We start from the raw sequence: 23,585 nt of genomic DNA, 5'->3' as shown, positions 1-23,585 counted from the left end.
GGCGTACGCACCACGCTGCGGCCCGGGGCCGCGTGGCCGCAGGCGTACTTCGGGCCCGGCGGCGCCCGGCTCAGCCTCTCCCGCACCCGCGACGGCCGGCTCCCCGTGTGCCTGGCCACGCCCGACTTCGCCGACCCGGACGGCCGGGTGGGGCCGCTCGTCGCCCAGCTCGCCCGCGCGACCGCGCTCGCCGCGGAACCCCTCGTCCTGTACGAGCAGGAACGCCATGTCGCCCACACGCTGCAACACAGCTTCCTGCCCTCCGTGCTGCCCGCCTTCACCGGCCTTGACGTCGACTTCCGCTACGAGCCTGCCTCCCAGGAGGCCGAGATGGGCGGCGACTTCTACGCGGCGCTGCCCACCCCCGAGGGCGTACTCGTCGGCGTCGGCGACGTCGTGGGGCACTCGCTCGACGCGGCCACGGTGATGGTCGAGCTCCGGCACGCGCTGCGCGCCTACTGCCTGGAGGACCCGCGCCCCGGGCACCTGGTGACCCGCCTCGACCGGCTGCTCCAGCACTACCACCCGCAGCTCACCGCCACGCTGTGCCTGGCCCTCGTCGACCCCGACACGGGCCGTACGCGGGTGGCCAACGCGGGACACATCCCGCCGCTGATCGTGCCGGTCGGCGGCGCGGCCCGGTACGCGAGGGCGGCGGGGCCGCTGCTCGGGCTCGGCCTGTCGCATCCCGAGCCCACCGTGCTCGACCTCGCCCCCGGTGCCCGCCTCCTCATGGTCACCGACGGCCTCGTCGAGACGCGCGGCATCGATCTGTCCCTGTCCTTGGAGGAACTGCGGCGCGCCGCCGCGGTGGCGCCTGCCGCGCCTGGTGATCTGTGCGATGCGCTTCTCGCGAGGTTCGGTCGTGACCGGGCCGATGACATCGCGCTGTTGGCGCTGCGGCGCGCTCCGCGGTGACCGGGTGTCCGTCGGTGCGTCCGCCGGTCGGGACGTGATTGTGCGGTCGGGCGCTTCCGGGTGAAGGTTGGCGCCGACACGCGTGTGCGCACGCACCACGACACCTCGGAGGGCCTCATGCCGCAGATCACCGTCGACCACTCCGCGGACCTCGACGACCGCCTCGACCGGGCCGGGCTCGCCGGGGCCGTGCACCAGGCGGCCGTCGACATCGTGGCCGCGCGCATTCCCGCGTGCAAGACGCGGTTCCGCGGTGTCGGGGCCACGGTGGTCGGGGACGGGCCCGCCTCCCTCGTGCACGTGGAGATCGCGCTGCTCGCGGGGCGTACGGAGGAGGCGAAGACGGCGCTCGCCGAGGCGGTTCTGGCGGCGCTGCCGGGCCACATCAAGGGGGCGGCGGGCGTGCATCTCTCTGTCGAGGTGCGGGACTTGGACCCGACGTACCGCTCGGCCGTCGCCGACTGAGGCGGCACGTCCCCCACGCCACGGGGCTCCGCCCCGGACCCCGCGCCTCAAACGCCGGCGGGGCTTGATGGGGCTACGCCGGGGCCAGTGTTGCGAGGCGGGTGATCAGGGCTGCGAAGGGGCCGTCTCCCGGTTCGTCCGCGAGGAGGTGGCGGAGGAGGGCCGCCATCTCCTCGTCGTACGCGGCGCTCACCGCCGCGAGCGCCGCGAAGTCGTGGACGAGCTGGCGCTGGAGCTCCTCGCGGGGGATACGGCGGCCGTCCAGCCAGATCAGCGCCGTCGACTCGGCGAGCGAGATCCAGGAGCGGACGACGAGTTCGAGGCGCGCGGAGGGCGCCACGACCCCCAGATGCGCGAGGATCTGGACGTACGCCGCCTGCCGGACGGAGTCGATCAGCGCGTTCGTCGCCGACGAACCCACCGCCGGGCCACCGCGCATCAGCGCGGAGAAGCCCGGCCCGTGCTCGTCCACGAAGTCGAAGAAGCGGCCCATCACGCGCAGCAGCCGCGCGCCGAGCGGACCCTCCTGCGGCTCCACGAACCGCTCGGCCAGATCCTGCGCCGCCCGCCTCAACGCGGCCTCGTACAGGCTGAGTTTGCCAGGGAAGTAGTGGTAGACCAGCGGCCGCGAGATGCCCGCGGCGGCCGCTATCTCGTCGATGGAGACCTCGTCGGGGGAGCGGTGGCTGAACAGTTCGAGTGCGACCCCGATCAACTGCCGCCGCCGCTCCTCGACTCCCATCCTGCGCCGCACCCCGGTAGTCATGCCGAACACTCTACCGAGCGAATCCGGCCTGCCAACCGGACCCCGGGCACCGTCCCCGCGCGACGTCATTAAAGGTCGAGAACCAGACGCTCGCCACGGGCCCGCGAAACGCAGATCAGCATCGAGTCGGCACGCTCGGCATCCGTGAGCAACTCGTCGCGATGCTCGATCTCCCCTTCCACGACCCGCTGTTGGCAGGTTCCGCAGAAGCCCTGCTCGCAGGAGTACGGAATCGCGGGCATCTCCGAGCGGACCGCCGCCAGCACCGTCGTGTCGGCGGGTACGTCCACGATCTTGCCGCTGCGCCGCAGCTCGACCTCGAACGGGCCGTTGCCCTCGGCCGAATTGCGTGGCGCGAACCGTTCGCTGTGCAGCGTGCAGTGCTCGGGCAGCACCGCCTCCACGGCCGCCATCAGCCCCTCGGGACCGCAGCAGTAAACGGCCGTGCCGGGCACGGTGTCCGCGAGCGCGGCGGCGAGGTCGGGCCGCCCGTCCTCGTCCTCCGCCACGACCGTGACGCGGCCCGCGGCCTCGTCGGCCAGCTTCGCCACGTCCTCCACGAACGGCATCGAGGCCCGCGACCTGCCCCCGTACAGCAGCTTCCAGTCGGCGCCCCGCGCCGCGGCCTCCCGCAGCATGGGCAGGATCGGCGTCACGCCGATGCCGCCCGCGACGAACACGTACGCGGGTGCCTCCGCGTCGAGCGGGAAGCGGTTGCGCGGCCCGCGCACCTCGACCTCCGTGCCCTCCCGCACCTGCTCGTGCACCTCGCGCGACCCGCCGCGCCCGCCCTCGTCCGCCGCGATGAGCCGCGTGGCGACGGTGTACGACGACGTGTCCTCGGGATCGCCGCACAGCGAGTACTGCCGTACGAGCCCGGAGGGGAGCACGAGATCGAGGTGCGCGCCCGGCCGCCAGGTGGGCAGGTCGCGGCCCTCGAGACGGAGTTGCACGACACCGTCGGCGATCTGTTCGTGCCGCGTGACGAGCAGGTTCAGCGCGCGGGCCCGCGGCCGCCCCGACGTCGGCTCCTCCAGCGCGGGCATCGGCCACAGGGGCGAGCGCCGCACACGCAGCCGCATCGCGTTCCGCACGACGTACGCGGCACCGGCGACGACCACGGCCTTGCGCAGCGTACGGGCCTTCATCGGTCGGCTCCCGTACGGGCTTCGGCGGCGACGGCCGCGGGTGACGAGGCGAGATAGGCGACGGCCTGCTCGGTGTCGCCCTCCTGGTCCGGGTGGTAACTCCGGCTCAGATAGCGGGGGATGGACCGCGCCATGGCCCCGGGCGTCGGGAGCACGCCCCGCTTGCCGCTCCGGTAGAAGTCCTTCCAGGAGGCCTTGCCGTCGACCAGCGTCGGGTCGTTCTCCATGAAGAACCGCGCGCCGCGCTGCCACAGGAAGACGAGCGCGGTGAAGGCGGTGGCCCAGGTGCGCACGCGGCGCCGGTAGCTGCCGTCGAGGTGCTCGAACAGCTCGAAGGCCACCGCCCGGTGCTCGACCTCCTCCGCGCCGTGCCAGCGCAGCAGGTCCAGCATCATCGGGTCGGCGCCGCGCCGGTCCAGCTCCTCGGCGTTCAGCACCCAGTTGCCGAGGAACGCCGTGTAGTGCTCGATCGCCGCGATCAGCGCCACCCGCTCCATCAGCCACCACTGCCGCGCCTTGCCCGGCGGCAGCGTCCGGTCGCCCAGCAACTTCTCGAAGAACCAGTCGAGTTGGGCCGTGTACGGCGTCGGGTCCAGGCCCTGCTCCCGCAGGTGCGGCAACACCTCGTCGTGCGCCTGCGAGTGCATGGCCTCCTGGCCGATGAACCCGATGACGTCCTCGCGCAGCCGCTCGTCCGTGATGTACGGCAGCACCTGCTTGTAGACGTGCACGAACCAGCGTTCGCCGGCCGGCAGCAGGAGGTGCAGGACGTTGATGGTGTGCGTGCTGAACGGGTCGTCCGGCAGCCAGTGCAGGGGTGTCTTGTCCCAGGCGAAGGACACCTGGCGTGCCTTCAACGGGACGCGCGTATTAGACATGGCGTCAATGTACTGACGGGTAGACACCTTGGACACCCCTCGTGCACCACTTTTGCCAATCAGGCCCCTGCGCGGGTTGAGCCGATTAAGCCCCTGCGGCGATTGAGCAGCGGGGTCCGGGGCAGAGCCCCGCGACCGGGCTCACCTCAGGGGCCGAACCTTCGCTCCCTGAGCCGACCTGCCGGACAGCGAAACCTCCGCGCCACGCGCCAGCCGCACCGCAAGCACATTCCCACGAGCCGACCGCCCAGAAGCCGTCACCGAGTTCACCCCCCGGCTGCCCGCGGCAACCAGGTACCACGCCCCCTCCCGCGACTTCCACCGCACACCCGCAAGCACCCGCTCCTGGCGCGAGCCACACGCGGGCGACGACTGCGACTTCGCCGCGACGACAGCGGTATTCGCCCCCGGCGCCCGGAACAGCGCGAGGGTGCGCGGCCCCACACCCCGCCACGTGTCGGCCCGCGTGCACCACCACTCGGCCGTCCCGTTCCCCTCCGGCAGCGCCTGGCGCGCGTACGCCCAGGAGTTGACGGAGCGCACCCCGTGCGAGCGCGCCGCCGACAGTGAGCACGCGGTCGTCGCCCAGTCCGCGGGCCGCGCCTCGCGGGGCGCGGTGGGGCTGCCGGACGTGAGGTGCGCGGGCACGAGCTCGCCGAGGTCGGTGGTGAGCCGGGTGCCGGTCGAGTCGGTCAGCGCCAGCGCGTTCCACGACGTGCAGGACGTCGCGAGCGCCGGGCTCGGGAACGGCGCCGTCACCCCGTCCTTCGTACGCGACAGGGCACTCGCCCCCGCGGCCGGCTTCAGGAGGTCGCGGGTGGCGGCCTTGGCCACCCAAGGGGCGGTCAGATAGCGGACGTTGCCGTCGGCCCGGTCCATCACCACGGCACCCGACTGCGCGTCCGCCGCCCCGTCGACCCGCGCGAAGTCGAGCGCGGCGCCGCTCGTGCCGCTCTTCGGCTCGGCGTAGCGCACGATGCGCAACCCGTCGTAGAGCAGCACGACGCGGGCCTGGTCGAGCTCGCCCGCGTACAGGAGCTGCGGCGGTCCGGGCGGTGCGCCCGCCGGGGTGCCGGGTGTCGCCGAGACCTTCACGGAGCCGCCGGGCCGCGCCCACACGGCGAGCGCCCTGCGCAGCAGATCCTTGTCCCCGGTGAGCGAGCCGCGCGCGGGCCACACCGAGAAGTCGGTGCGGGCCGACGTCTTCCACGCGTCCGGCGCGACCCTTCGCAGCTTGGCCGGATTCAGGGCCGCCTGGCCCGCCGGGTTCTTCGCGTACGGCGGGGCCGCCGCGCCGTCCGGGGCCCAGCCCTCGCCCGGCAGCCCGAGCAGCGCGCCGCACACGAGGGTCGCCGCGACCGCCGCGATCGCCGCCTTCAGGTGCTGGCGGCGGCGCATCAGATCGGTGGGCCGCGCGTGCAGGGAGCACGGGTCGAACTCGGGCGATTCCAGGAGCTCCGTGCAGGACCCGGCGTCGGCCGCCATGCCGCGCGCCTCGGCGAGGGCCGCCGCCGCGTCCTCCTGCGTGCAGCCCGCCTCGGTGAGGACCGCGCGGACGGCGGCGTCGTCGAGGCGCTCCAGGCCGCGCAGCACGTACGCGGCGCGGGCGGGGCCGCTCAGCGCGGAAAGCTGCTGGTCCAGGGCGAGTTCATCGGCGCCGCCGGACTTCGGGAACAGCCTCAGCCCCCACACCTGCGGCAGCAGCGGCGGCAGTTGCGCCCGCTTCGGCCAGGCCGCGCGCCGCAGCGGAAGCCCCGCCTCCAGGGCGCTGCGCAGCACCTTCAGGCGTACGTAGGCGAAGCCGGGGTCGCCGGTGCGGCCGGCGGAGTCGCGCTGGGCCGGGACCGGCGCGGGCGCGTCCGCGGTGCGGCCGCGGGGGAGCGCCCGCTGGACCACCGAGTGGGCGGTCAGCACCCGGCGGTTGCGGCCGAGGCCCGGCGGCAGCACGAGGTAGGCGAGCCGGACCAGTCGTGGGTAGTGCTCGACCAGGGCGGCCTCGGCCTGCTCGACGTCGATGACGGCGGCCGGCGCGGTGGACGGGGGCGTGGATTGCTGCTGCACCTTTGACTGCACGTTCAGCTGAACGAGCGAATCGTGGGATGGTCACAGCTGTCCGTTCCCGCAAGAGTCCCGCACCCACCTATTCGGACACGCGCAGCGCCTCCGCGTAGTTCGCCATCGACCGCTGATACCGGGGCAGATGCGGTGCCAGCGCGCCGAGGACCAGGGCAAGACCCTCCCTGTCGCGGCCGAGACTCGACAGGCACAGCGCCAGGCAGGCCCGCACCGCGTCGTCCAATTCGTCGCTGGGAGCCGTCAATTCCGGTTCGAGGAGCGCGACGCCCTCTTCCGGGCGCCCCATGTTCCGCAGTGAACTGGACAGTTGAATCTTCGTACGGCGGGCCCGGTAGCCGCTCAGGCCGAGGCGCAGCGCCTCCTGGTACAGCGGGACCGCCTTGCCGGAGTGGCCGGTCGAGTCGAAGGCCGAGGCCCGCTCGAACGGCGCGACGGGGCTGCCGGCGGGCAGCTCGGCGGCGAGCCCGTCGATGAGCGCGCGGAATTCGCCCGCCCCTGCCTCCGTGTCGTCGGTGGAGGCGCCGAACGCCGCCCACGCGGCCGCGATCCGCTCTTCCCAGTCACTGCTCTCGGTGCTCACCGGGGCACTCTCACACAGCGGCGCCCCGGTGTCACCGGAGTTAGCGGTACCGGCTCAGCTCAGCTTCCATCCGCTGAACTCCACCGTGCCCCGCGTCCCGTTCCCGCCGTTCGTCGCGCTCATGAACATGCCCACGCCCTGCGCCGAGGCGAGCCTCGGCGACGGCACGGTCGCGACGGTCCGCCACGTGGCGCCGTCGTCCGTCGAGCACTCCCCGGTGTACGAGTCGCCCGCCCGGGACAGCCGCAGCAGCACCGGCGCCTTGATCCCGGTGATCCGCTTGTACGTGTCGAGGGTGCCGTCCCCGGTGGAGTCGTAGGAGAGGACGACGCCATTGGCGGGCGTGACCGCCAGGTTCGCGAAGCCCAACGACCCAGAGCCACCGATGGAGTTGCTCACCATGATCCCGGCGCGCGCCCACGGGCCCGTCACCGCCTGCGCGTCCACCCGCACGACCGCCACCGAACCGTCCCGGAACGCGTTCGCGCGGTACAGCGCCCCGAACTCCGCCGTGCCCTTCCACAGGTCCGCGCCGCCGCCGTCGATCGCGAACCGCTCGTCGAGCTGCCCGAAGACCGCCGCGCTGTTGCTGTACGTCCGCCAGCCCTCGGCCAACGGCCCGGCCTCGAACAGCGTGCCCTTGTGGACGTAGGTGACCCGCTTCTCGCCGGCGGGACCGTACTGGACGTCGATCGTGTACGGGAGCGGGCGCAGCGGCTTGTCGAGCGGGGTCCCGGGCGTGCTCGCCTGCCACGTGACCGTGCCCTCGCCCGCCGGTGGCACGCTGCCGAGGTGCGTCGCGCCCTCGGGTTCGGCGGCGATGCCCTTGAGCTGGAAGTCGACGCGGCCCGTCGCGCGCAGCCCGTTGACATTGCGGAACGTGGCCGCCACGCGCGCGTGCCCGCCCGGCGGGAACGCGGACGGCTCGGCCTTGACCGCCACCGAACCCTGGTACGGGGCGCGCGCGAGGACGTCGCGGACCTTCGAGGCCGTCCGGTACGGATCCCCGTACGCCCGCAGCGGGTAGTCCTTGCGCTCGCGCGTCCAGGGTTGCTCGAACGCGAACCAGTCGACCTTCGCGGGCTCCCGGCCCGCGGCCAGCGCGTCGGACAGCTCGTCGAGCCACTTCTGCCAGCGCGGCAGGTAGAAGTCGGCGATCAGGCCGTGCCACTCGCGGTTGCCGTACTCGTGGAGGTTGCCCGGATCGGACGTGGCCCGATCGCCCCACACCGTGATCAGCGCCTTCGCGCAGCGCTCGAACTCGGCGCGCTCGGCGTCGTTCGTGGCGAGATTGCGGGCGTCCCGGATCCACGGGCCGAGCAGGAACGCCGTGTGGGTGCCCGTCACGTCGTCCGAGAGCCGCATCAGCTTCAGCCACAGTGTGGCGAGGGCCGTGAAGGTGGCCCGGTCCTTGTCGGCGTACGCGGCCTTGAGCTGGGGGAGGAGCTGTCGGCTGCGGTGCGCGAGTGCCTGCCGCGTCACGTCCACGAGGTCGTACGCGTAGGCCGCGCTGCCCCTCAACTTCCCGTCCACGCCCAGCAGTCCGGCGAGCGCGGCGTCGAAGCGGCCCGGGTCGTAGGCGAGGGCGCGCGGCGCGTAGTAGGAGGCGCGGTCGGCCGCGAGGTCGGGGCGGGCCGCGAAGAGCGAGTCGTGCGGGTCCGAGCGCTCGGCGGCCCTGTGCTGGTACGCCGTGTCGTGCAGCGCCTGCCAGGCGGCGCGGGCCTCCTTGTCGCGGCGCCCGTAGCGGAAGTCGGCGTACGAGGCGAACCAGGCCGCCCGGTCCACCTTCGCGTCCATCCAGGCGAGTTCGGACCACAGCTCGAACGCCGCCGGGTCCCGGTCGGTGGCCTCCGGCATGTACGCCGTACCGGCCAGCGCGCTGTCCGGCTTGTCGCGCCACGCGAAGAACTTCTGCTCCCAGATGTGCGCGCGGGCCCCGATCGTCGTACGGCCACCGAAGTTGGGGATCGTGCCGAACGCGTACGGGGTGCCGCCCCAGTCCTTCTCGCGGTCGGTGACCGAGGTGAAGCGGTCCGAGACACCGTCCACGATCAGCATCTTCTTCTTGTCGATCGCGTCGATCAGCTCGGGCAGCGGGTTCGCCTCCCAGCCGAGGATCACCCACGTCGCCCCCGGCCGGTTCTTCTGGAGCGCCGTCTCGACGCCGCGCGCCGCGTCCGGGACCGGCACGTCACCTGCCGTGCCGCCCTCGTGCAGCAGGTCCATCTTGAAGGCGCCGATCTCGCCGAACAGGTCCTTCTGGTGCCCGTAGAACGACTCCGCCACCTGCGCGAAGGCCTTGGTGCGCGGGTCGAGCCAGTCGGGGCGCTCGAAGCCGTGCCACACACCCTGCGGCACGACGTGCGCGTCCCCGCCGTTGCGCTCCACGAACCCCTTCGGCACGTGGCCGTAGTAGCCGGGCATCACGGGTCTCATGCCGAGCGCACGCAGCCGGTCGACGATTCTTCGCCCCAACTCGGCGCGTCTGGCGATGAGTTCGGGCGAGAGCGGCCCCCCGTACGAGGAGAGGTTCTGCAGCAGCCACCACGGCTGGTGGGACGGGGCGGGGAGCCAGGCCCGCGACTCCTCGTCGCTGTAGCCGAAGTCCCTCAGTACGCGGTGGTAGACGGCCTCCATGCCCGCGATGACCAGCACCTCGTTGCAGCCGTGCAGCGCGAGGATGTCGATCTCGCGCTCCCAGTACGACCAGTCGGCGAAGGGTGCCGTATAGCCGTCGTTGGTGTCGTTGAGCGCGAAGCGGTGGGGGAGCGGGGTGCGGCGCTCCAGCGTCTTCGAGGGGGCCGGGAGGCGGTCCGGCAGGTCCAGCTGGGAGCCGTTCCAGGCGATGTGCGCCCCGCACTCGTACTTCAGAAAACAGTGGACCCCGGCGAGCAGCGTCGCCGGGGTCGTCCCGTACACCGTGATGCGGCCCTGCGTCCCGGTCACCCGGAAACGGTCCTCCGTGCCGCTCGCGGCCAGCAGTCTGAGCCGGAACTGGTCGGCGTGGTGCGGAAGTTGACGGTTGAGTGCCGCGCGCGCCTCAGCCGTATCAAGAACGGGCACCTCCCTCGCGCCGATCGGGCGCGGAGCCGCCTGAGCGGCCGGGGAACCGGTCCCCAGGGCCGTGCCGAGGCCGATGGCGGCCGTCGTGCCGAGAACAGTGCGTCGCGATGGTGCGGACATACGTGTACCCCCCTTGCGTCGCGGTTGGTGCGGCGCACGGTAGCAACGGAACGTACGGGACAGGAGAGCGCAATGAGGCAAAAGCTGGTGGCGGCGGCCGTACTGCTCGCGGCCGCGACCGGATGCGGTTCGGGTGGCTCCGACGGGGCCCCGAAGGACGACACGCCGAAGATCCCCCGTACGGCCTCCGGGAGCCTGGAACACCTCGCGAAGGAGGCGGGCTGCCGCCCCGACATCCAGACCGACGCGGCCGACATCCGACAGGCCAACTGCGGTGCGGGAAAGAGGCGTTACATCCTCGCTACCTTCACCACGGACAAGGGCCAGGCCGAGTGGTTCGACCAGGCCAACGACTACGGCGGCGTCTACCTCGTCGGACCCAAGTGGATCGCGGTCGGCGGCGCCGCACAGCTCACGAAGCTGCGCGGCCGGCTCGGCGGGACCCTGGAGAAGCCCGCCTCGCACCACTCGGGGAGTAGCGGTGGTGGGGGTCACGAGGCGGGGTAGCTCTCCGGGTACGGGGGTCTCCGCTGAGCCGGCCGCGCAGCGGCCGGGGTGGGGCGATCGCTCAGTCGCAGCGATCGCCCTTGTTGATGCAGTCCACGACCTTCTGCATGGTCTGGTCGTCGAAGACGTTGATGAAGTCGTCATGATCCGTGATCGGCTTGTGCAGCTGCTCGGGGAAGCCGTCCACCGCGAACGGGTTCTTCACCTGTCCGTTCTCGATCGTCGGCGTCTGCACGTCGTACACCAGGCGCATCTTCAGCTGCGGGATGGCCTTGAAGTTCTGCGGGCAGTTGCCGGCCTGGTCAGCGAATGCCACGTGTGTGCGATGGTTGGCGCTGTCGATGTTCTGCCCGTCCCAGCAGCTCTGGAACGCGAAGCTGCGTACCACCTTCGAACCGTCGGGGCACAGCGGGTACTTGTCCGTCAACTGGCGGTCCTCGAAGCCGGTGCAGCTCCAGTGCGCGTTCGCGTTCGCCGTGCCGTTGGTGAAGGCCTTGGCGTCGCCGGTGATGATGCGCAGGAACTTCGGCATCGGGACGACCTCGCCCTGCGGGCTCCCGGCGAACTTGATGCTCGCCTTCTGGGCCTGAAGGACCTTGCCGACGTTGCCTTCCTTGCCGCCGCCGTCCTTGTCGGCGTCGAATTCCTCCGAGCCGTCCTGCACGCGCAGCACCGGCCAGTAGTACGTGGACTTGTCGCCCTGGTTCTGGCAGCTGGTGTCGGCGTTCGCCAGATCGTCGTTGCTGGAGAAGGCGTCGTTGTCCTGATTGCCCACGTAGTCGTGCAGGTGGTGCGCGCCGTTGGTCACGCCGGGCGCCACGATGAGGTTGTCGGTGTTGAACTTCTTGTTGTCGTTCACGCCGCAGCGGGTGGTGAAGGTGCCGGTGGAGGCGTTGTCGCCATTCTGGGGCTTCTGGACGTTCGGCTGGACCTTGGTGATGTCGGCGAAGTCGGCGGCGACGGGGCCGTTGCCTGCCTGCCCGCCGTTGCCCTGCTGCTGGTCGCCGCCGGCCTGGTCCCCGCCGCCGCCCTGGTCCGAGCCGCCGTCCTGTCCGTCCGGGGGCTGCTGTTCGCCCTCCTTGGGCTGGGCCGTGCACTCGGCCATGTCGTTCATGCCGTCGGGGGCCTGTCCGCCGCGCCGCTCCATCTCCAGGCGGATGCGCTCAAGGATGGTGCCGCGGTTCTTCTTCAGCGGATCCATGATGCTGTTCCGCACGAACCGCGGGTCCCGCGCGGCCGCGTCCCGCGTCGAGGCGAGCCGCTTGTACGCCTCGGTGACTTGGGTGTCCAGGGTGGCGAGTTCACCGTCGACCTCGTCGCGGGCGCCGTCCGGCACGTCGGACAGCTGCGCGCCGACGTCCGGACAGTCGATGGTGGCCACTTGTTGCGTCTGCTGTGTCTGTTGCGTCCCGCTGCCCGCGTCCTGCCCGTCGGCGGAGTCCTCGTGGGCCGACGCGTACACGTTGACCGCGACCAGCCCACCTCCGCCCAGGAGCAGTGCGGCCGACGCGATGGTCATGCGCGTCGCCAGCGATGAGCGCCGTTTCCGTGAGGTGCGTCCCATGGGACTACGTACGCAACGGGGGCCGACCCTGTTCAATCGGCCCCCGGAATTCACCTCAACTGCCGGTGGGTGGCGTGTACTTGTAGCCGACGCGGCGCACCGTGCGGATGGTGTCCCGGTACTCGGCGCCCAGCTTCCGGCGCAGCCGGGCGACATGGACGTCGACGGTGCGGCCGTCGCCCACATGCCCGTATCCCCACACGGTGTGGACGAGGGTGTCGCGGGTGTGCACGCGGTGCGGGTGCCCGACGAGATGGGCGAGCAGCTCGAACTCCAGGTAGGTGAGGTCGAGTTGGCGGCCCGCGACGTGCACCGTGCGGCAGGCGGTGTCGACGGAGATGAGCGGGTCGGTCAGAAGGGCATGAGCCATGGGTCAACTCTTTCGCGCGAGGAGACGTCGGGGAGCAGGACGTACGTCGTGCGCGCGGACCGAAGGCCGTGGCGGTCGGGCCAACGGCTTTAGAGAGCCCGCGCGTTCCTCACGCGGCGACACACACGGTCGAAATCGTGGTGTTGGCGGGACGGCCAGAACGGCTCGAGGTCGTGCCGACGACCCCACGAGCTGCTGTTCCGATAGAGACTGGCCATGCCTTCATTGAAACAGATGGGTCACACGAACGAGAGGGCGCCCACACAATGTGGACACCCTCCCGAAGCGGATGGCCGGATTCGGACCCGGCCGGCGCCGTCAGACCTGGCCGGCCTTCTCCAGGGCGGTGCAGCAGGTGTCGACGAGCAGCCGCGTCACGACGTACGGGTCGACGTTGGCGTTCGGGCGGCGGTCCTCGATGTAGCCCTTGCGGTCCTGCGCGACCTGCCAGGGGATGCGGACCGACGCGCCGCGGTCGGAGACGCCGTACTTGTACTCGTCCCACGGGGCGGTCTCGTGCAGACCGGTGAGGCGGTCGTCGATGCCGGCGCCGTAGTGCTTCACGTGGTCGAGCGGCTTGGAGCCCTCGCCGAGCGACTCGCACGCCGTGATGATCGCGTCGTAGCCCTCGCGCATCGCCTTCGTGGAGAAGTTGGTGTGCGCGCCCGCGCCGTTCCAGTCGCCCTTGACCGGCTTGGGGTCGAGGGTCGCGGAGACCTTGAAGTCCTCGGCGGTGCGGTAGAGCAGCCAGCGGGCGATCCACAGCTGGTCGGAGACCTCCAGCGGGGCCACGGGGCCGACCTGGAACTCCCACTGGCCCGGCATGACCTCGGCGTTGATGCCGGAGATGGCGAGACCCGCCTTCAGGCAGTTCTCGAGGTGGGCCTCGACGATGTCGCGGCCGTGGATCTCGTCGGTGCCGACGCCGCAGTAGTAGCCGCCCTGCGCGGCGGGGAAGCCGCCGACCGGGAAGCCGAGCGGGCGGTCGCCCTCGAAGAAGGTGTACTCCTGCTCGATGCCGAAGATCGGCTCCTGGGAGCCGAACTGCGCCTCGGTCTCGGCGAGCGCGGCACGCGTGTTGGAGTAGTGCGGCGTCATGTCGATGTTCAGGACCTCGCACATGACGAGGATGTCGTCGCCGCCACGGATCGGGTCCGGGTACTGGGCGACGGGCCGGAGCACGAGGTCGGAGGCGTGACCCTCGGCCTGGCTGGTGGAGGAGCCGTCGAAGCCCCAGACCGGGAGCGTGTCCAGGCCCTGCGGGGTGCCCGCGATTATCTTGGTCTTCGAACGGAGCCTGGCCGTCGGCTGAGTGCCGTCGGTCCAGATGTACTCAGCCTTGAAGGTCACGGGCCACATCCTCATTCACGCGGGTCTCGAACTGCCGGGAAGCTTGTCACCAGGGGATTTCCCGGCCGTTGCCCGTTTGTGAACCCCGTGTTACCTGAGCGGTGCGGGGTGGGACGTGGCCCGTGGACCTGTATGCGATGTGCCGTGCTCCGGTTACCCGACCTTTTCGATGCGGGCGTTGCGGATCAGGAACTTGCCGGGCTCCCGGACCTGCTCGAACGCGGCGTTGTTGAGCAGGGCGCAGGACCCGGACGTGGAGGTGACCTCGACGGTCGTGGACTTGTCGTTGTCGAGGTTGGTCACCTTCAGCTGCGTGCCCGCCGGGAACTGGTCGCTGGACGCGGCCGGGGCCCCGCCCTCCCCGGAGAGCGTCACCTGCTGCCCGGCGCACACCTGCTCACCGGAGGCGGGGGCGTCGGCCTGGTCGGAGGCGGAGGCGGTGGTATCGGGTGCGGTGGCGGTGGCGGTGGCCTCCGCCCCCGTATCGCATCCGGAGGCCTCCTGTTTCCGTTTGATCTCCGCGATCACCGCTTCGCGGTTGGCGATCCGGGCCTCGGACTGGGCGTCAGGGTTCGCCTTCTGCCCGTCGATGAACTTCTGGTTGTTGCCGAGCGCCGTGGTCAGCCCTTCGCACACGGCCGAGCTCTGCGCGCCGCTCTGGGCGCCCTGGTCGACCTGCGACGCGTTGCTCGTGGCCGCGAGGGCGAACGCCCCGCCGCCCGCGACCACCGCCGCGGCCGTCGTGAGGGCGAGCCGCTTCTTCGGGCCGAGAGTTCTCCTGCGTGACATGCGCGCCTCCTGTCGTGAGATGCACGTTGTTGCGCACGCCGTTACGTACGAGGAGCCGAGCCTGAACGCTCAAAGTCAGCGGCGCGTCATTGCGTCACGCACCGACTCCTCGCTGCGACCCACGACCGCCGTGCCGTCCTCGGCCGTGATGATCGGGCGCTGGATCAGCTTCGGGTGGGCGGCGAGCGCCTCGATCCACCGCTCCCGGCTGTCCGCGTCGCGCGCCCAGTCCTTAAGCCCGAGCTCCTTCGCGTCGGCCTCCTGGGTGCGGGTGATGTCCCACGGCTCAAGGCCGAGCCGGCCGAGCACCGCGCGGATCTCGGCGGGGGTGGGTACGTCCTCCAGGTAGCGGCGCACCGTGTAGTCGGCGCCCTCCGCGTCGAGCAGGGTGAGCGCGCTTCGGCACTTCGAGCAGGCCGGGTTGATCCAGATCTCCATGGGGACAACGGTACGTGAGTGAAGCCGTGCGGCGACCCTCAAGTCGGCTCTGGCCAGCGGCTTTTGTCAGTGGTCGGCAGTAGAATAGAAGCAGTGTTCGAGGGCTACGGGGGCTCTCGGACGTTCGCGACAGGAGGATGCCTGTGCCCGCTGCCGCCGCTCCGATGCTGATCGATCTGCCGTACACGCCACTCGAGAAGAGGCCGCTCCCCGCGGGGCGCCCCCGCGACTGGTACATCACCCACAACCGCCGCCTGAAGGCCATGCGCCTGGCGATAGCCCTGCTCGACTCCGGCGTCTACCTCCCCACCCAGGCCCACAACCGCAAGATCCGCGCCACGGCCGACAAGGTCGGGATCCATCCGCCGTCCGACACGACGTGCCACATGGTGCGGGCGCTGATGCGGTACAGCCGGTAACCAAGTCAAGCCCCGCCGGCGATTGAGGCGCGGGGTCCGGGGCAGAGCCCCGTGACCCCCGCCCCGTCGCGGCCCGAGATCAGGATGACGCCAACTCCTTCTCCAGCGGCGTACGAAACCGCGGCGTGACCCGAGTACCGCCCAGCCAGGACGACAACCGGTCCGCCTCCGCGGCAACGGCCCGTTCCGCCTCGCGCCCACCCGAGGCGTCCAGCAACCGCCACACCACCTCGCCACCCGCCCCCTGCGACCACCCGCCCACGATCCGCCCGCCCCACCACACCGTGGGCCCGATGTTCCCGCTCCCGTCGAAGAGCGCGGGGCGCAGCTCCGGCGGGCAGTACCAGTCACGCTCCTGCCAGCCCATCGACGTAGGGTCGAGGCCCGGCAGCAGCGCCGCCCAAGGCTCCAAGTCGCCTTCCGGAGCGTCCACTTGGTCCGCCGACACGTACCCCGTGCCGCCGCCGTCCAGCGACACCGCCACCGCCCCCACCGCGGCGAGCGCCTTGCGCACGTCCGTGACCTTCCACCCCGTCCACCACTTGAGGTCCCCCTCCGTGGCAGGCCCGCACACCCCCAGCCACAGCCGCAGCAACTCCGCCTGGGCCTCGGCGACCGGCAGCTCCGGATGCGGCGGCGCGACCGCCCACCGGAACTGCGTGGAGGTCCACGAGCCGAGCGGCCGGCCCCGTACGACCCGCCCCTCCACCCCGAGCACCCGCATGAGCCGCGACGACACGGTGTGCTCGGCCTCGTAGCTCCTGCCCCTGCCGTACGTGAAGTGTTCCTTCAACCGGGGCTCGTCCACGGTCAGTTCGGTCACCGTCGCCTCCCCGCGCCGCTCAAGTGCGGCCAGCGCCGACGCCTCCACCTCCGCCAGCCACTCCGGAGTGAGGCGCCCGTCGCTCCCGCCCACCATGTCCTTGAGCAGCCCGGCCCGCGCCTTCGCCGCCACCGCGAGCCCGGTCGACGCGTGCACCGTCGCCGCCAGCTCCGCCGGGAACGTGAACACCGTGTGCCGCATCCCGTGCATCCGCACCAGCGTCCGGTCCTCGTACAGCGCCCGCTCGACGTCCGCGACCGTCCCGGAGGCGTCCGCGAGCCGCGCCCCCACCGCCAGGTACACGGTCGCCGGATCCGTGCCGTGCAGCGCCACGAGCGAGCGCGCCACGTCCTCGGCGCGGTCCGCGCGCACCGAGGGGGCGAGGCGGTGCGCGACGGCGAGCCGCACGCGCCGCTCGCCGTCACCGATGTGCCGCACGGTTCCTGTGCTCTTCGTGTTCATGCGGCACATCCTGCCCGCCGCCCCGCCGCGAAGGTCACCTGTTTGCCCCCCTTGGCATGCGCCCCGCCCCTGCCCCACCGTTGACTGAGGCGACCTGCAGTGGTGGTCGAGCGGAGGTGTCGGCGATGGCGGACGTACGACGAGGCACACGAGGCGCCCGAGCGGTGGGCGCGGCCCTGTGCGTGGCGGCCCTGACCGTGGCGGCGGCCGGCTGCTCCGACGACGGCGACAGCCCCTCCAGTGCCGCGTCGAAGGCGGCATCGGCCGCCTCCTCGGCGGCGTCGAGGGCGTCCGACGTGGTGGCGTCGGCGACCGCGGAGGCGCAGCAGAAGTTCGACGACTTCAAGGACGGCGTCGACGCCAAGGGCGACGTGAAGCTCGGCGACGTGAACTCCGATGGCGATCGCACCACGGTCCCGGTCACCGTCGACAACGGCACGTCGGACACCAGGTCGTACGTCGTCCAGGTCGGCTTCAGGAACGGCGACGACAAGCTGGTGGACACCGTCGTGCTCAACGTGAACGACGTGCGGGGCGGCGGGTCCAAGGACGCCACCGCGCGCAGCACCCACTCCCTCGACGGTGACATCACCGCCGAGGTCTCCCGCGCCCTGCGTCATTGACCGACGGGGCGCCCAGCCATGAGCAGCCCCGCCGAACGTGCCGCCCTGGGCCGACGAGCCCGTCAGCACAGCCCCCGCTCCTCGCACGGCCCGTGGATCCCGTCCGCCGACCGCCCCGACCCCGTCGTGACCCTGGAGCGACAGGGCGCCGACCGGCTCCGCGACCTGCTGCCCATCCGCTACGGGCGGATGGCGGCGAGCCCGTTCGCCTTCCTGCGCGGCGCCGCCGCCGTGATGGCCGGCGACCTCGCGGCGACACCCCACACCGGCCTCACCGTCCAACTCTGCGGCGACGCCCACCTGTTGAACTTCGGCCTGTTCGCCGCTCCGGACCGCGCCCTGCTCTTCGACCTCAACGACTTCGACGAGACGTACCCGGGCCCCTTCGAGTGGGACGTCAAACGCCTCGCCGCCTCCATAGCCGTCGCGGCCCGCGACAACGGCCACTCCGACCGGCAGGCCCACCGCGCCGCCCTCACCTCCGTCACCGCGTACCGCACCAACATGCGCCGCCTGGCCTCGCTCGGTGAGCTCGCCGTCTGGTACGAGCGGATCGACGCCCACGAGCTGCTCCCGCTCATTCGCACCGCACGCCACCGCCGCCGCGCCGAGCACACCCTCGCCCAGGCCACCCGGCGGACCAGCCTGCACGCCCTCGGCAAGCTCACGGAGACCACCCCCGACGGCCGCCGCCGCATCGCCTACGACCCGCCGCTCCTCGAACCGGCCGGGGTGTCCGACGCCGCGGCCGTCCGCAAGATGTTCGGCGACTACCGCTCCACGCTCGCCGAGGAACGCCGCCGCCTGCTCGACCGCTACCGCTTCGTCGACGCGGCCCGCAAGGTGGTCGGCGTCGGCAGCGTCGGCACCCGCTGCTTCATCGTGCTGCTCGCCGGGCGCGACGCCGACGACCCGCTGTTCCTCCAGATCAAGGAGGCCACCCGGTCCGTCGTCGAGGACCACATCCCGAACCACGGCCCGTACATCCATCCGGGCCACCGCGTCGTATCGGGACAGCGCCTGCTCCAGGCGGCGGGCGACATCTTCCTCGGCTGGATGACGGGACCGCAGGGCCGCTCCTTCTACTGGCGCCAACTGCGCGACATGAAGGGCTCCGCGGACGTCACCGTCATGCCACCCGACGAACTCCTCGCGTACGCCGGGCTGTGCGGCACCGCCCTCGCCCGCGCGCACGCCCGCTCGGGCGACCGCGTCGCGCTCGCGGCCTACCTCGGCGGCAAGGACGGCTTCGACCGGGCGGTCGCCGCGTTCGCGCTGCACTACGCCGACCAGACCGCACGGGACCACGCGGCGCTGCGGGGCGCGATATCGGCGGGGGTGCTGACCGCGGCCACCGGTGTGTGACGGCCGGCCGACACGCATCCGTAGCCGCGAACCTGTCGGGCGTTTAGGGTCGGTGCTGTGCCGTCACCGATCAGTGCCGACCGTACGGACGACAGCTTCAGCGTCGTCGCCGTCGCCGCGTCCGCGGGCGGCCTCCATGCCCTCGTCACCGTCCTCGGCGGACTCGAAGCCGACCTGCCCGTGCCCGTCCTCGTCGTCCAGCACCTGGACCCGCGCCACCGCACCGTCCTCGCGGAGATCCTCGACCGCCGCAGCGTCCTGCGCGTCAAACTCGCCGAGGAGGGCGAGGCGGCCCGGCCCGGCACCGTCTACATCGCGCCGCCCGACCGTCATCTCCTCGTGCGACCGGACGGCATCCTCGGCCTCTCCCAGAGCGAACTGGTCCACTTCCTGCGCCCCTCCGCCGACCTGCTCTTCGAATCCGTCGCAGGCGCCTACGGACGCCGCGCCATCGCCGTCGTCCTGACCGGCACGGGCAACGACGGGGCCATGGGTGTCGACGCCGTGAAGTCCCGCGGCGGTACCGTGATCGCCCAGGATCCGCACACCGCGGAGTTCCGGGGCATGCCGGAGGCGGCGGTGGGTACGGGCACAGTGGACTTCGTGCTACCGCTGAATGAAATCCCGACGGTGATCCGCGGACTGGTCGACACCAAGCAGCAGTAGGTAGGACAGCGATGAGCGAGGCACGGCGTGACGTGGAGACGGACGAGGAGCTGGAGGAGCTGCTCGGCTTTCTTCGGGACGCCCGCGGCTTCGACTTCACGGGCTACAAGCGCTCGTCCCTGGGACGCCGGATCCGCAAGCGCATGAGCGATGTCGGCATCGAGGAGTACGCCGACTACCGCGACCAGCTGGAGACGAACGCGGATGAATTCAGCGCCCTCTTCAACACCATCCTGATCAACGTCACCTCCATCTTCCGCGACACGGACGCCTGGACGTACCTGCAGCGTGAGGTGATCCCCGAGGTCCTGTCCGAGCACGGCCCGGAGGACGAGATCAGGGTGTGGAGCGCGGGCTGCTCCAGCGGCGAGGAGGCGTACTCGCTGGCGATCATGTTCGCCGAGGCCCTCGGCGTCGAGGAGACCCTCAACCGCGTCAAGATCTACGGCACCGACGTCGACGACGAGGCCCTGCGCGACGCGCGCTCCGGCCTCTACCCGGCCAAGGCCCTGGAGCCGCTCTCCGACGCCCTGCGCGAGAAGTACTTCGAGCAGAACGGGGCCCGCTACCTCTTCCGCTCCGACCTGCGCCGCCGCGTCATCTTCGGCCGCCACGACATCACCCGCGACGCCCCCATCTCCCGCCTCGACCTGCTGGTCTGCCGCAACGCGCTGATGTACTTCAACGTCGAGGCGCAGACCCAGATCATCGACCGGTTCCACTTCGCGCTGCGCGAGGGCGGGTTCCTCTTTCTCGGCAAGGCCGAGATGCTGCTCAACGACGCCGACCGCTTCGACGTCGTCAGCATGCGCCAGCGCATCTTCCGCCGCCGGGCGGGTGACTCCTCGGCCCCCTACCAGCCCACCCCGGTGAAGTTGCGCTCGAACCTGGGCGGGGAGATGCAGCACATGGCCCGGAACCGCCAATTGCGCGATCTGATCCTCGACGCCTCGCCCGGCGCAGCCCTCGCCGTGGACGCCGAGGGCTCCGTCGTTCTCATCAACCAGCACGCGCGCGTGCAGTTCGGCCTCACCACGAACGACATCGGCCGCCCCTTCCGGGATCTCGAGATCTCCTACCGGCCCGTCGAGCTGCGTTCACTGATCGACCAGGCCACGCACGAGCGCCGGACGCTGCGGGTGAACGGGGCGGAGCGCCGGGTCGGCGAGGACGCCCAGTTCTTCGACATCGTCGTCCAGCCGCTGATCGGCGCCGGCGGAATGCCGGCGGCCACCCACATCACGTTCACCGACGTCACGGTGGCCACCCAGCTCAAGGCCGAGGTCAAGCGCGTACGCGAGGACCTGGAGACGGCCTACGAGGAACTCCAGTCCACGAACGAGGAGTTGGAGACGACGAACGAGGAACTCCAGTCCTCCATCGAGGAGTTGGAGACGACGAACGAGGAACTCCAGTCCACGAACGAGGAGTTGGAGACCACGAACGAGGAACTCCAGTCCGGCAACGAGGAACTGGAGACGATGAACGAGGAAATGCGGATCCGCAGCGACGAGCTCGACGAGACCCGCGCCTTCCTGGAGGGGGTGCTCACCTCCATCGCGGCCGCCATCGTCGTCCTCGACAAGGACCTCAGGGTCAAGAGCTGGAACCGGGGCGCGAGCGACCTGTGGGGGCTGCGCCAGGACGAGGCGGTCGACGAGCCCTTCTTCGACCTCGACTTCGGGTTGCCCACCCGGTCGCTGCGGGAGGCCGTGGAGGACTGCGTCAAGACCCGCAGCCGCGGCAACCCCGTGATGATCGCCGCCGTCAACCGCCTCGGCCGCAGCATCAACTGCACGGTGAACTGCAGCCCCTTCGATGGGCACCGCGGCGGCGTCGTGCTGCTGATGGAGGAGGGCGGCCGGAGCAACGGAGCCTCGTGATCCGTTCCTTGGGCGTACGCTGAAGTCATGACCCTCGGGGGGAGCTCGGCGGAACAGGCGGCGGCCGTCTGGCAGCGAGCGGCCCGCGCCCGCGAGCGCGCCGACCGCGAGCTGAGACTTGTCCGCGAGTGCGAGGACCTGGCCCGGGAGCGCGGCGGCGATCTGCATGTCCGCCTGGCGCACATCCACCAGGCGAGCGCGCGGCGCCACGAGCTGACCGCGCAGCTCCTCGAATCCCATGCCCGGCGCGCCGCCCGCTGGGCGGACACGGGAGGGCGGCCCCCGTTGTTCATGACGGGGGTCGCGGAGGCATGCGGGGCCGACAGCGCCGCCGTCACCCTCGTCGACATCGACCGGAACCAGATCGCGGCCGCCTCGTCCGACGAGCCCTCGCGCGCCGCGCAGGAGCTGGAGTACATCCTCGGCGAGGGCCCGGCGCGCGACGCGGTGCGGAACCGCTGTGCGGTCGTCGCCTCGGGGGGCGTGCTGGCGGGCCGCTGGCCCGGCTACGGGCCGGCCGCCGAGGGGCTCGGAATAGGCCATGTGCTCGCCGTGCCCCTGCAGTCCGCCGACAGCTGTATCGGGGCTCTGGCCGCCTTCGGCGTGCGCTCGGACGCCGCGTCCACCACGACCGTCACTCAGGTCGCCGATTCCCTGACCCGCAACGTTTTCCTCGGTGCGGACGCGGTACCCGGTCTGTTCGGAGGAATCGACTACCGCGCCGAGGTCCACCAGGCCGCGGGCATGGTGGCCGTCCAGCTCGGCTGTCGCATACCGGACGCGCTGGAACTGGTCAAAGTACGCGCCTTCGCGGACAGTCGTCCCATCGGCGATATCGCGCAGGATATCGTCCAGGGACGACTCCGACTCGGCTGAGAGGTCCCCACCGTGACACTGCGAGAGCAGGAAGTCGCCGCGGTATTCGCCGAGTTGACAGGCGGAGCCGCCCGCGACCCCTTGGACACACAGGCCCTGCTGGCCACCCTCGCCGAAGGGGGCAGGCGGCTGTTCCACGCGCGCGGGGCGAAGGTGGCGTACGTGCCCGGCGGCCACTCGCCCGTCCTCACCGACGGCACCGATCCCTCGCTCGGCTCCCTCGCGGCCGATGCCGCCCGATGGGAGGAGGGCGCAGGCTACGACGCCCGTACGACGGGCTGTGCCCTCGTGGACGTCGATGTCGCCGCGCGCTCCGCCCGGCTGCGCTGGCCGCGCTGGTCCCCGCGGGCCACGGCTCTCGGCTTCGGCCGGGCCACGGCGCTTCCGCTGCAGGGCAGGAGCGGGCAGGTCGGGGCGCTGGTGCTGTTCACAGCGCCGGACAAGCCGCTGGACGAGGAGGCCCTCGCCCTGGTCCGGCTCTTCGCCGAGGTCGCGGGGCACACCCTGACCCTGCAGCGTGAACTGAGCGAAACCCAGGTCCTCGCGGGCCAGTTGGAGCACGCGCTGTCCAGCCGGGTCGTCGTGGAGCAGGCCAAGGGCATCCTCGCGGCCCGGCACGGGCTGTCACTGGACGAGGCCTTCGCGGGACTGCGGGGCTACGCGCGATCCCACCGGCGCAAGCTGGCCGATGTGGCCCGCGAGGTCACCGAGGGCCAACTGCCCGAACTCCTCGCCCAGTGACCGGTTCCTACGACAGAACCTAGGCCGACTTAGGCCGACTTAGGCCGACGCCTCGGCCTTCGCCTGGCTCTCCTTCAGGATCTCGCGCAGCGCCTCCTCCTCGTCATTGCTCAGCGAGGTCTGCACGAGCTGACCGCCGTACGTGGCGATCTCGGGCACGACCTTGTCCTTGGCGGCCTGCTTGACGAGGACGAACAGGGCGGCGGCGCCGGGCCGCAGGTTCTCGCTGAGTTCCTTCATGAAGTTGTCGTTGATCCCGGTGTCCGTGACGGCCCCGCCCGCGGCTCCCGCGGCGGCGCCCACGGCGGCACCCAGGAACGGCACGAGGAACAGCATGCCGATGACGCCGCCCCACAGCGCGCCGCCGGTGGCGCCCATCGTGGTGTGGTTCACGGCCTGGTGCAGCTTGATCTTCCCGTCGGACTCCCGGCGCTCGACGACGACGATGTCCTCGAGCTCGACGAGGTGCTCCTTGGACATTTCCAGGAGCCGGTTGCGGACCTGGTCGGCGGTGGCGAGGTCGTTATAGGCGACGACGAACAGATTGCTCATGACGGCACTCCTCCGAGGCTTGTCAGCGTGTGCGACTTGCCCGAGTTTAAGGCGATTGGCCGATTTTCGCCCGACGAGGGTTACCTGCTCCTGACACGGCCGAGGGCCCGGTCTCCCTGGTGGGGGAGACCGGGCCCTCGGCT

General features: G+C 71.4%; 22 protein-coding genes and 1 pseudogene. 10 read left to right on the top strand and 13 right to left on the bottom strand.

The features are described from left to right. On the top strand, nucleotides 1–918 hold a 918-nt coding region (locus tag OKJ99_RS37535; RefSeq protein ID WP_326022876.1), incomplete at its 5' end, for a PP2C family protein-serine/threonine phosphatase. Between the two features lie 117 nt (nucleotides 919–1,035). Continuing rightward, on the top strand, nucleotides 1,036–1,383 hold the full coding sequence (locus OKJ99_RS37530) for a 5-carboxymethyl-2-hydroxymuconate Delta-isomerase (RefSeq protein WP_326022874.1): 348 nt from the start codon (nucleotides 1,036–1,038) through the stop codon (nucleotides 1,381–1,383). 73 nt (nucleotides 1,384–1,456) lie between these two features. Here OKJ99_RS37530 and OKJ99_RS37525 read toward each other — a convergent pair whose 3' ends face one another. From OKJ99_RS37525 to OKJ99_RS37500, 6 genes are all read right to left on the bottom strand, one after another. Beyond that, nucleotides 1,457–2,149 (bottom strand): TetR/AcrR family transcriptional regulator, encoded by a 693-nt coding sequence (locus OKJ99_RS37525; RefSeq protein ID WP_326022873.1) that lies wholly within the window; start codon nucleotides 2,147–2,149, stop codon nucleotides 1,457–1,459. Nucleotides 2,150–2,217: 68 nt separating this feature from the next. After that, a complete protein-coding gene (locus tag OKJ99_RS37520) occupies nucleotides 2,218–3,297 on the bottom strand; it encodes a PDR/VanB family oxidoreductase (protein WP_326022872.1) in 1,080 nt (359 codons plus the stop codon). Continuing rightward, the gene (locus OKJ99_RS37515) at nucleotides 3,294–4,175 is read right to left on the bottom strand and encodes a metal-dependent hydrolase (RefSeq protein WP_326022871.1); all 882 of its coding nucleotides are present in this window, start codon (nucleotides 4,173–4,175) and stop codon (nucleotides 3,294–3,296) included. Before OKJ99_RS37515 ends, OKJ99_RS37520 begins: the two co-directional genes overlap by 4 nt. A 141-nt stretch (nucleotides 4,176–4,316) precedes the next feature. After that, the gene (locus OKJ99_RS37510) at nucleotides 4,317–6,236 is read right to left on the bottom strand and encodes a hypothetical protein (protein ID WP_326022869.1); all 1,920 of its coding nucleotides are present in this window, start codon (nucleotides 6,234–6,236) and stop codon (nucleotides 4,317–4,319) included. Nucleotides 6,237–6,315: 79 nt separating this feature from the next. Further along, complete coding sequence (locus OKJ99_RS37505) at nucleotides 6,316–6,849, bottom strand: tetratricopeptide repeat protein (RefSeq protein WP_407700841.1); 534 nt, start codon at nucleotides 6,847–6,849, stop codon at nucleotides 6,316–6,318. A 36-nt stretch (nucleotides 6,850–6,885) separates the two neighbouring features. After that, a complete protein-coding gene (locus OKJ99_RS37500) occupies nucleotides 6,886–10,014 on the bottom strand; it encodes an alpha-N-acetylglucosaminidase (RefSeq protein ID WP_326022866.1) in 3,129 nt (1,042 codons plus the stop codon). A gap of 72 nt (nucleotides 10,015–10,086) precedes the next feature. Here OKJ99_RS37500 and OKJ99_RS37495 point away from each other — a divergent pair, with 72 nt between their 5' ends. Then, on the top strand, nucleotides 10,087–10,521 hold the full coding sequence (locus OKJ99_RS37495; RefSeq protein ID WP_326022865.1) for a hypothetical protein: 435 nt from the start codon (nucleotides 10,087–10,089) through the stop codon (nucleotides 10,519–10,521). Nucleotides 10,522–10,582: 61 nt separating this feature from the next. Here the strand turns inward: OKJ99_RS37495 and OKJ99_RS37490 are convergent, their stop codons facing one another. From OKJ99_RS37490 to OKJ99_RS37470, 5 genes and pseudogenes are all read right to left on the bottom strand, one after another. After that, on the bottom strand, nucleotides 10,583–12,085 hold the full coding sequence (locus tag OKJ99_RS37490) for a DUF1996 domain-containing protein (RefSeq protein ID WP_326022864.1): 1,503 nt from the start codon (nucleotides 12,083–12,085) through the stop codon (nucleotides 10,583–10,585). Nucleotides 12,086–12,140: 55 nt separating this feature from the next. Then, nucleotides 12,141–12,434, bottom strand: a pseudogene (locus OKJ99_RS37485) (winged helix-turn-helix domain-containing protein); the annotation flags it as partial. 339 nt (nucleotides 12,435–12,773) lie between these two features. Next, nucleotides 12,774–13,805: a glutamine synthetase gene (gene glnII, locus OKJ99_RS37480; protein WP_326022863.1), complete on the bottom strand. Its 1,032-nt coding sequence runs from the start codon at nucleotides 13,803–13,805 to the stop codon at nucleotides 12,774–12,776. A gap of 153 nt (nucleotides 13,806–13,958) precedes the next feature. Further along, nucleotides 13,959–14,594, bottom strand: coding sequence for an RlpA-like double-psi beta-barrel domain-containing protein (locus OKJ99_RS37475; protein WP_326022862.1), 636 nt, complete (start codon nucleotides 14,592–14,594; stop codon nucleotides 13,959–13,961). Nucleotides 14,595–14,669: 75 nt separating this feature from the next. Then, entirely contained in the window at nucleotides 14,670–15,032 is a 363-nt protein-coding gene (locus OKJ99_RS37470) for an arsenate reductase family protein (RefSeq protein WP_326022861.1), read from the bottom strand. 137 nt (nucleotides 15,033–15,169) lie between these two features. Between OKJ99_RS37470 and OKJ99_RS37465 the strand changes: the two genes are divergently transcribed. Then, nucleotides 15,170–15,451, top strand: coding sequence for a hypothetical protein (locus OKJ99_RS37465; RefSeq protein ID WP_407700840.1), 282 nt, complete (start codon nucleotides 15,170–15,172; stop codon nucleotides 15,449–15,451). Between the two features lie 79 nt (nucleotides 15,452–15,530). Here OKJ99_RS37465 and OKJ99_RS37460 read toward each other — a convergent pair whose 3' ends face one another. Next, a complete protein-coding gene (locus OKJ99_RS37460) occupies nucleotides 15,531–16,736 on the bottom strand; it encodes a winged helix DNA-binding domain-containing protein (RefSeq protein ID WP_326022860.1) in 1,206 nt (401 codons plus the stop codon). 125 nt (nucleotides 16,737–16,861) lie between these two features. Between OKJ99_RS37460 and OKJ99_RS37455 the strand changes: the two genes are divergently transcribed. From OKJ99_RS37455 to OKJ99_RS37430, 6 genes are read left to right on the top strand one after another with little or no spacing between them, the layout of a single operon-like run. Beyond that, entirely contained in the window at nucleotides 16,862–17,359 is a 498-nt protein-coding gene (locus tag OKJ99_RS37455) for a hypothetical protein (protein ID WP_326022859.1), read from the top strand. 18 nt (nucleotides 17,360–17,377) lie between these two features. Next, nucleotides 17,378–18,724, top strand: coding sequence for a DUF2252 domain-containing protein (locus OKJ99_RS37450; RefSeq protein WP_326022858.1), 1,347 nt, complete (start codon nucleotides 17,378–17,380; stop codon nucleotides 18,722–18,724). 57 nt (nucleotides 18,725–18,781) lie between these two features. Further along, nucleotides 18,782–19,390, top strand: a complete 609-nt coding sequence (locus OKJ99_RS37445; RefSeq protein ID WP_326022856.1) for a chemotaxis protein CheB — start codon at nucleotides 18,782–18,784, stop codon at nucleotides 19,388–19,390. A gap of 11 nt (nucleotides 19,391–19,401) precedes the next feature. Continuing rightward, complete coding sequence (locus OKJ99_RS37440) at nucleotides 19,402–21,273, top strand: CheR family methyltransferase (protein WP_326022855.1); 1,872 nt, start codon at nucleotides 19,402–19,404, stop codon at nucleotides 21,271–21,273. Nucleotides 21,274–21,300: 27 nt separating this feature from the next. Further along, entirely contained in the window at nucleotides 21,301–22,149 is an 849-nt protein-coding gene (locus OKJ99_RS37435; protein WP_326022854.1) for a GAF and ANTAR domain-containing protein, read from the top strand. Nucleotides 22,150–22,161: 12 nt separating this feature from the next. Further along, nucleotides 22,162–22,890 carry an ANTAR domain-containing protein gene (locus tag OKJ99_RS37430; RefSeq protein ID WP_326022853.1) on the top strand — a complete coding sequence of 243 codons (729 nt, stop codon included), beginning with the start codon at nucleotides 22,162–22,164 and terminating at the stop codon, nucleotides 22,888–22,890. A gap of 39 nt (nucleotides 22,891–22,929) precedes the next feature. Here the strand turns inward: OKJ99_RS37430 and OKJ99_RS37425 are convergent, their stop codons facing one another. After that, nucleotides 22,930–23,442 (bottom strand): DUF1269 domain-containing protein, encoded by a 513-nt coding sequence (locus tag OKJ99_RS37425; protein ID WP_326022852.1) that lies wholly within the window; start codon nucleotides 23,440–23,442, stop codon nucleotides 22,930–22,932. Between the last annotated feature and the right edge of the window lie 143 nt (nucleotides 23,443–23,585).

This window comes from Streptomyces endophyticus (assembly GCF_035798155.1).
Taxonomy (GTDB): Bacteria; Actinomycetota; Actinomycetes; order Streptomycetales; family Streptomycetaceae; genus Streptomyces; species Streptomyces endophyticus.
The sequence above is the reverse complement of the archived record's forward strand: the minus strand, read 5'-3'. Positions and strand labels throughout refer to the sequence as shown.

Excerpts from the sequence above, each read along its gene's own strand:
- OKJ99_RS37530 (WP_326022874.1), top strand. The coding sequence starts at position 1,036 with ATGCCGCAGATCACCGTCGACCACTCCGCGGACCTCGACGACCGCCTC.
- OKJ99_RS37525 (WP_326022873.1), bottom strand. The coding sequence starts at position 2,149 with ATGACTACCGGGGTGCGGCGCAGGATGGGAGTCGAGGAGCGGCGGCGG.
- OKJ99_RS37520 (WP_326022872.1), bottom strand. The coding sequence starts at position 3,297 with ATGAAGGCCCGTACGCTGCGCAAGGCCGTGGTCGTCGCCGGTGCCGCG.
- OKJ99_RS37515 (WP_326022871.1), bottom strand. The coding sequence starts at position 4,175 with ATGTCTAATACGCGCGTCCCGTTGAAGGCACGCCAGGTGTCCTTCGCC.
- OKJ99_RS37500 (WP_326022866.1), bottom strand. The coding sequence starts at position 10,014 with ATGTCCGCACCATCGCGACGCACTGTTCTCGGCACGACGGCCGCCATC.
- OKJ99_RS37495 (WP_326022865.1), top strand. The coding sequence starts at position 10,087 with ATGAGGCAAAAGCTGGTGGCGGCGGCCGTACTGCTCGCGGCCGCGACC.
- OKJ99_RS37490 (WP_326022864.1), bottom strand. The coding sequence starts at position 12,085 with ATGGGACGCACCTCACGGAAACGGCGCTCATCGCTGGCGACGCGCATG.
- OKJ99_RS37475 (WP_326022862.1), bottom strand. The coding sequence starts at position 14,594 with ATGTCACGCAGGAGAACTCTCGGCCCGAAGAAGCGGCTCGCCCTCACG.
- OKJ99_RS37470 (WP_326022861.1), bottom strand. The coding sequence starts at position 15,032 with ATGGAGATCTGGATCAACCCGGCCTGCTCGAAGTGCCGAAGCGCGCTC.
- OKJ99_RS37465 (WP_407700840.1), top strand. The coding sequence starts at position 15,170 with ATGCCTGTGCCCGCTGCCGCCGCTCCGATGCTGATCGATCTGCCGTAC.
- OKJ99_RS37460 (WP_326022860.1), bottom strand. The coding sequence starts at position 16,736 with ATGAACACGAAGAGCACAGGAACCGTGCGGCACATCGGTGACGGCGAG.
- OKJ99_RS37455 (WP_326022859.1), top strand. The coding sequence starts at position 16,862 with ATGGCGGACGTACGACGAGGCACACGAGGCGCCCGAGCGGTGGGCGCG.
- OKJ99_RS37450 (WP_326022858.1), top strand. The coding sequence starts at position 17,378 with ATGAGCAGCCCCGCCGAACGTGCCGCCCTGGGCCGACGAGCCCGTCAG.
- OKJ99_RS37440 (WP_326022855.1), top strand. The coding sequence starts at position 19,402 with ATGAGCGAGGCACGGCGTGACGTGGAGACGGACGAGGAGCTGGAGGAG.
- OKJ99_RS37435 (WP_326022854.1), top strand. The coding sequence starts at position 21,301 with ATGACCCTCGGGGGGAGCTCGGCGGAACAGGCGGCGGCCGTCTGGCAG.
- OKJ99_RS37425 (WP_326022852.1), bottom strand. The coding sequence starts at position 23,442 with ATGAGCAATCTGTTCGTCGTCGCCTATAACGACCTCGCCACCGCCGAC.